General features: G+C 32.6%; 4 protein-coding genes. All 4 read left to right on the plus strand.

The window, feature by feature from the left end:
• Window positions 1-1,485 (plus strand): T9SS type A sorting domain-containing protein (locus HN894_08860; protein ID MBT7143435.1); only part of this gene is annotated, 1,485 nt, incomplete at its 5' end.
• Between the two features lie 131 nt (window positions 1,486-1,616).
• Window positions 1,617-3,362 (plus strand): tetratricopeptide repeat protein, encoded by a 1,746-nt coding sequence (locus HN894_08865; protein ID MBT7143436.1) that lies wholly within the window; start codon window positions 1,617-1,619, stop codon window positions 3,360-3,362.
• A gap of 151 nt (window positions 3,363-3,513) precedes the next feature.
• Complete coding sequence (locus HN894_08870) at window positions 3,514-3,663, plus strand: hypothetical protein (protein ID MBT7143437.1); 150 nt, start codon at window positions 3,514-3,516, stop codon at window positions 3,661-3,663.
• A 23-nt stretch (window positions 3,664-3,686) separates the two neighbouring features.
• Window positions 3,687-7,733 carry a T9SS type A sorting domain-containing protein gene (locus HN894_08875; protein ID MBT7143438.1) on the plus strand — a complete coding sequence of 1,349 codons (4,047 nt, stop codon included), beginning with the start codon at window positions 3,687-3,689 and terminating at the stop codon, window positions 7,731-7,733.
• The last annotated feature ends 241 nt before the right edge of the window (window positions 7,734-7,974 follow it).

A 7,974-nucleotide genomic window follows, 5' to 3' on the forward strand; every position in this document is an offset into this window, starting at 1 on the left:
GGAACTTATGTTTATTCTGTAACTGCAAATGGATATAGTTCAGCTCAGGACACTATTGAAATCACAAATGCCGATGTTTGGGAATATGTGTCGCTGCAAGCTCAAACTTATAATGCTGTTCTTGTTATAAACGATGGAATGTTAGGAATTATGGGAGCAGATGTAACAATCGGAAATCAAACAATCACTACTGATTTCTGGGGCGAAGCATGGTTTAGTTTGCCTGCAGGAACTTATGTTTATTCTGTAACTGCAAATGGATATAGTTCAGCTCAGGACACTATTGAAATCACAAATGCCGATGTTTGGGAATATGTGTCGCTTAACATAAATTATGGAATACAAACAATTAGTATTCCTTTTGGTTGGAGTATCATTTCAACATATATTGATCCAATTCAATCCTCATTAGATTCTGTCTTTTATTCAATAATTAATGAAGTTGTTATCGTTAAAAACGAAAGTGGGCTCGTATATTGGCCAACTTATGGAATTAATGGCATTGGAAATCTTACTTTGGGCGAAGCATACCTCATTAAACTCAACAATAGCCAAACTTTAGATATTGTTGGGTCAATAATAGTTCCGGAACAAACTACATTAAATATCTCTTCAGGATGGAATTTACTTGGATATCTTAGAACCAGTCCTGCAAATATTGAGATTCTTTTAAGTTCAATTGTTAACGAAATAGTTTTATGCAAAAATGGAGTTGGTAATATTTATTGGCCAATATATGGAATAAACACTATTGGAGATATGGTACCAGGAGAAGGTTATCAAATAAAAGTAAGTACAAACCTAAACTACACATATCCGGCGAATGGGCCTTTAAGCCAAACTAACAAATCTCATGTACAATCGCATTTTCAAAATCAAATTATCAATACAGATAACAATATGACAGTTTGCTTTCCGCTCAATGCATGGAACGAAAAACCTGATATAGGCTCAGAAATTATTGTCAAAACAACTACTGGAAACATTGTTGGTACTGGGATTTATAAAAATGAAAATGTTGCAATAACAATTTGGGGAGATGATGAACTAAGTCCTCAAAAAGATGGCATATTTTCAGGAGAATCATTTAGTTTTATGCTATACGATCCTGTAAGTAATGAATTATCTCCTATTGTTGTGGATTACTGGGAGGAAGGAAATAATCAATATTCAATAAATAAAATTGCAATTATAGGCTCTCTGAAAAACGTTTCGACTGATTTTGATTACTCTTTGAAGCAAAATATCCCTAATCCTGCAATTTCAAAAACCCGCATTGATTTTAGATTAGCTGAAAAAGGACATGTAAAAATGAGTATATTGAATGAAACAGGTCAGTTAATTGATATTATAAAAAATGAAAAATTGAATAAAGGAAATCATAGTGTTAATATAGATATTGAAAAATATCCTGCAGGAGTTTACTTATATAGATTGGAACATGATTCTTATACAGAAACAAGAATAATGCATATTTTAAAGTAATCTAACGCTATATTCTTTGTTAATAATTGAAAGAGATTGTTTCTTCGGAGCAATCTCTTTTGTTTTTATTAAAACCAAATAGTTTTACGTTTTTGATTAAATGTAATACCTTTGCTCATAATTAATATATTATGAGGTGGAAACTGCAAATTTTTCTTTTTTTTCAACTGGTATCGATTGCAAATGCTGATTCGACGATCGACTCCTTAAAGTTTGTTTTAGGAAAAACATTTGATATTGAAAAACAAATTCCTATCTATAATCAACTATATGAACTTTATAAATATACCAGTGGAGATTCATCTGCTTATTATGCAAGGATTTTATTCGAGAAAGCAGGGACCATAAAATCAAATTACTATTCAGGTATAGGAGCAGCAAATTTAGCCGATTTGTACATTCGACAAGACAATATTGATACTGCACTATATTTATACAAATATGCTATTGAAGAAATTTCTAAAACTGATAGCTTTTTTGATCTCACTCAATCCTTTTTAATACTTGGAAATATTTATCTCGAAAAAAGCGATTTTGATAATGCTTTTTCTGCGTTTCACAAGGGCTTGAAATTAGGTGAAAAATATGGATTCAAGGAAATAATTTCTCATATATACAACAATTTGGGAGTGGGGTACTTGAAACTTGAAGACAATGAAAAGGCATTAGAACTTCTGCAAAAAGCCTATGATCATTTTATGGAGCTTAATTGGGAAATTGAACAAGCTCACACACTGTCAAATATTTCAGTAATTCATGAAGCAAAGAAAAATATTGATCTTGCAAAGATCAATTTGTATGAATCTTTAAAGATATTTAAGAAATATAATGACAAAACCAGCCAATCTAGGACCTATAGTAGTTTAGGAAACATAGAGTTAAATAAAAAAAGATATGTATCAGCATTAAACTATTTCAACGATGCCAAAAGGCTTATCATAGAACAAGATACTGTAAACTTAGGTCCACGGGCAAATATACTTGCATCAATTTTATTAGGCATAGGAAAGTGTAACTATTATTTGGGTAATATTCCGAAAGCTGAAAGCTTTCTGTTTGAATGTTTTGAAATTTCAAATGCTACCGGATCAATTGGCAATATTATGAACTCATCAAAAGAACTTGCCAGGCTGAATGAAGATATGGGACGCTTTGATAGTTCTCTAAAATATTTCAAAATTTTCAAGCAACTAAACGACAGTATTTTTAACGAGGAATCTATTAAACGAATTACGCAGTTAGAAATGCAATATGAGTTCGACAAGGAAATGAAAGAAAAAGAGCTTAAACAAGCTATAAGAGCTCAAAAAGAACTAAGAAAAGAATATGTACTATACATTACTATTATATTAATTTTAGCACTTGCAATAATTTTTATTCTGTTGTTCGTAAATCAAAAAAACAAAACCAAACAACAAAAACTAAAACAAGAAGCTTTAAACATTAAGCTTGAACATAAAAACAAAGAACTTACTACCAACGTGATGTATTTGTTGAAAAAAAATGAATTCATTACAAATATTGCTGAGAAACTTACCAAAATAAAATACGATCTAAAGAAAGAAAATCAGAAAATAATTAAGGATATTATTAAAGAATTGGAAGGAAACACTACAAAAGATTCCTGGAACGAATTTGAAATTCGATTTAACGAAGTACACACAAATTTCTATATAGCATTAAACGATAACTACCCAAGTTTAACTCCAAATGAAAGAAAACTATGTGCTTTTCTCAGATTAAATATGTCAAGTAAAGAAATATCAGCTATCACATATCAATCCGTGTCCAGTATTAATATGGCTCGATTCCGGCTTCGAAAAAAAATGAGAATAGAAAGAGACGAAAACCTAATAAGTACACTTTCAAAACTATAATTTAAACTCATTATTACTTCTCTGTAATACAGCAGCTTAGACTGTTATGTAATATTTTGTTAATCAAAATATTAAAATTGTCATATTAAAATTATCTAAAATATATTTTCATTGTTTTATCCCTTCATAGTTTTGCCGAAAATTTTATGATATGGCAAAAAAAAAGCAGGAAACATATATTCAGCCAAAACAAAATATTAAATCACCAGATGAGAAGATAAATCAGCTTATTCACAAAAAAAAAGAAGAAAATATTGCCCTAAAAAAACTATTGATAGAATTAGATAAAACGAATAAATAATTAAATTTTAACAAATTAGAAAAATGAAAAGAATTAAACTGATTATTATCGCAATCATAATCACCTTTGTTGCAAATGCTCAAAGTCCTATATTTGAAGAAAACTTCGACACTTTAAGCTATGGAGATCCACCTCCTGCAGATTGGAGTATTTATTATATGGCTGACTTCACCGGCAGCAATCAATGGAAAGCAACCGGATTTGGCTACAATGGAACATTTGCAATAAATCATCAGAGCTATTATTCTACTTCTCAGAGTGCTGACAACTGGGTGGTTTCTCCCCAAATCGCTATTGGTGCAAATGCCATCCTGTCTTTTAAAGATTGGACTAAACCATATAATACTGGTTCAACTTTTGGGCATTCCTCTGTTTTGATTTCTACCGGAAGTGCATTGCCTTCGGACAGCGATTTTGTTGAAGTTATGGTATTCGACACTACCGTTTTGGAAACCTGGAAAACAAATATTATTGATTTGGCCTCCTATTCAGGTAATAATATTTACCTTGCCTTTAAATATGAAGCTCAGGCACTTCAGCACCGGTGGACAATTGATGATGTAGTAGTTGAATCTTCATACATAGATGGTGGGATTTCTAACATAGTATCTCCAAGTGGAGTCTTTTATCCAGGAGGATTGGAGAATGTGACTGTAAATTTAAAAAATTATGGAAACCAGGCAATTGATACAGCTACAATTAACTGGTCGGTGAACGGTATTGTTCAAACTCCTTATTTTGCTGTAGGTATAAATCTGATCATCGATGATTCCTTAGATATAATTATTGGACAGTATGATTTTACTCCTTCAGGTGTTTATACTCTTGAGGCAACTTCTGATATTGGCGGAGATACTATCACAACCAACAATACCGCAACCGGGACTTATACCATTATGGCAACAATTGACATTGGTGTAGTCGATATCAGTCCAAAAGATGGTTTTCCAGTTTCCGGAAATGTGAATGTGAAAGCTACAGTTAAAAACTTTGGAACAGCAGTAGCAAATGATTTCAATATAAACTGGTATGTTGATAGTATTGCCCAAACTGTGTTCTCGGCTACTAACATGAATTTACAACCTGGAGAATCGGTAAAGCTTAATGTGGGCACATATAATTTTACGGCAGGAAATTACACTATTTCAGCAGTCAGTAATAATTTAACCGATATTGACAATTCAAACGATTCAACATCAGTTGATGCAATAATTGGTTACCTATGGGAAAGCTTCGAAGCAGTATCTTTTCCTCCAACTGGCTGGTCATGCACATATGCAACGCGCGATTTGACATTTGGTGCCTATCATGGCAATTACTTTTACTCTTCAGAATCGGCCGTTAATATGTTTGGAACCATATCCGACACCTTGTTTACTCCATTGTTAGAAATTACTTCAGGTGATTCTTTAAGTTTTGCTCTTCGTCTAAATGATTGGTTTCCGGTAAATTACAAAATAGTTTGGAAGGATGGATTTACTGGTCTGGTCTCTGACATACAAACAATACAATCACCTGGAGTACCTTGGACAACTCATACAATTAACATCTCCCTGGCAGAAGGAATCAACTATATAGGTTTTGTTTCCACTACTACTGGTATATCCGGACCCACAAATCTGGACTACATTACATCCTCAGCTATATATCATAATTATGATTATGACTTAAGTGTTAAAAAATATAAAGCTGAACCAGTAGCACGGACAAATATACCTGAACCAATTATATGTACTGTCAAAAATACAGGCAAAAATACTGTGCTAAGCAGCGATTATTCTATTAAGCTTATTGAAGCACCTAATATTGTACTTGCAACATTTTCTGGTGTTGATATAAACCCCTGGGATGAAGCAGAAATAGAAATTCTTCATTCATTTACAACAGTAGCTGACAATAAACTGACACTTAAGATTGATTATACTGCTGATCTGAATCAGGCGGATAATACTACAGATACCTTCCTTATCTTTTCCGTACCGGCTACCGCAATTGATGATGAAATTGGTCAACCAAATATAGTTAATCTGAATTTTCCGTTCGATGCATCCGGAAGTACTATGAGTATGGGTGAAGATGACATTTGCCAAACTCTTTACTTAAACAATGAGGTAGATGCCGGATATATTCATGGCTTTCAGATTATGTATTATTCAATTTTTCATGGCAAAAGAATTCTTCCGCTAAAAGTCTGGATAGCAGAAACATCACTAATGAATATGTCAGGTGATTGGATTCCCTATTCCGATTTTGTGCTTGTATTTGATGGAGAGATTGAAATAGGAACTGATACCACTATGTTTTATGTTCCATTCAATACCCCATATCTATATACAGGAATAAATAATCTGGTCGTTCAGTCATATCAATACGATCCTGAATGGCCAAGTCTTGCAACAAGGATTTTTGCAAATGGATCTGCTCCTCAAGTCCGCACACATTCTATGATTAATGTGTTTAATCTTGATCCGACTAATCCCGGAATGGGAGGAAATTATTTTAATGATTATCCCTATACCATATTTGTAACTGATACATTAACAGATATTGGTATTATTTCAGGAAACGTGTATAATACTTTAGGAATAAGTTTGCCAAACTCAATGGTCGAAGTTGTAGGAACTGTAGTTTCTGCTCAGACAGACATAACGGGCACTTATGAATTGCCTTCTATTCCTTTTGGAACTTATGATATAATTGCTTCGGCATTTGGTTACGAAGACAATATTCAAAATATTGTACTTAATCAACCCAATTTAAGCCTTAATTTTGTTTTATTTGACAAAGCTTTAATTGAAATCAGTGGATATGTAGAAGGTTCCAATTCTCCCGGAACACCACTCTCCGAAGTTGAAATATCTCTTTCAGGCTATGCCCCTTTTTCTACAACTTCCAATAGTTCCGGAAACTTTTCAATAAGTCAGGTCTATGGAAACGAAAATTATACACTTACATTAAGCAAATTTGGTTACTTCCCGCATTCTATTTCATTGTCAGCTCAAAACATTCCTATTGATGTTGATACTATAATTTTGCAAGAAAAGTTTATACCTGCGTTTGATGTGAATGCCTCGCCTTTAGGAGACGATGTTCTTGTTAGCTGGACTACTCCTGCAATGGCTTCGGAAGAACAGATAAAAATAGATTATGATACCATCTCTTACAGCTATACAAATGAACCATATGAAGAGGTTTGGTTGGGAAATAAATTTTTAAACTATGCTGAAATTACTCTGACTGATATCGAAATTGTTTTTGACATTTATCCCTTAGATCATGATTCTGTAACTATTGACATTTTCGATGAAAATCAAGTACTACTGGTAAGCAGCCTCACTTTTGTTACAGCCTACGACACAGCTATGACTATAGATATTCCTAATATCACACTTACAGGTTCGTTCTATGCAATGCTTCATTGGCAAAACAATGAATTGAATACTGATGCCTTAGCTATCGACTACTCAGCCGGGATTTCAAATGTAGCATATATAAAATATCCTGGCGACGATATTCTACTTTTTACTGATGTAATTGGAGGTTGGGACGGAGCCTTTTTAATTCGAGCAAACATTCTGGACGAAACAACCCTAAAGCCTTGTAATGTACTTGGTTACAATGTATATAGAGGACTTTTCGAAGATTATTCTAACATGAATAATTGGTCTATACTTAACTCTGCAATTGTTACAAATGAAGAATATACTGATGATTCATGGATACAATTGCCCGAAGATGGGAACTATGTATTTGCGATAGAGGCTATTTATACAGAAGGAAATGCAGAAGTAACATTTTCAAATACAATTTATGGGATGGTGGATGTTCCAGAAATAGAGAATGATAATATAGAAATTTTCCCAAATCCAGTTAGTGAGCTTTTATCAATTCAAAATGTCGAAAATTCAAAAATTGACATTTATGACATTGTAGGTAATCTTCTATATTCTGATATATTCAAAACCAAATCAGCAGAAATTAACATGAAAAAATTAAGTTGTGGAGTATATTTTATTCATATAATTAAAGGAAACAATAAGATTATTAAAAAAATACAAAAAATAAATTAGTGAAGAACTGGAAACTAATAATCTTAGTGGAAAAATATCTGATGGTAAAAAATTATTATTATTGAAAAAAGTTAAGTGAGATTTTATTAAATAAGATTACTTTAACCTGAATAATTCATAAATTTTCGTCTCGAAAGTTCAAAATGTGTGTCAGATTTGAACTACCACAGATTTTTATTTTTGAGTAATAGCGAGCTATTTTGATGGAATAAAAATTGAGGACGGTCAAAGATGATGTGCA

The organism is Bacteroidota bacterium (assembly GCA_018692315.1).
Classification (GTDB): Bacteria; Bacteroidota; Bacteroidia; order Bacteroidales; family JABHKC01; genus JABHKC01.

Excerpts from the sequence above, each read along its gene's own strand:
- HN894_08865 (MBT7143436.1), top strand. The coding sequence starts at position 1,617 with ATGAGGTGGAAACTGCAAATTTTTCTTTTTTTTCAACTGGTATCGATT.
- HN894_08870 (MBT7143437.1), top strand. The coding sequence starts at position 3,514 with ATGGCAAAAAAAAAGCAGGAAACATATATTCAGCCAAAACAAAATATT.
- HN894_08875 (MBT7143438.1), top strand. The coding sequence starts at position 3,687 with ATGAAAAGAATTAAACTGATTATTATCGCAATCATAATCACCTTTGTT.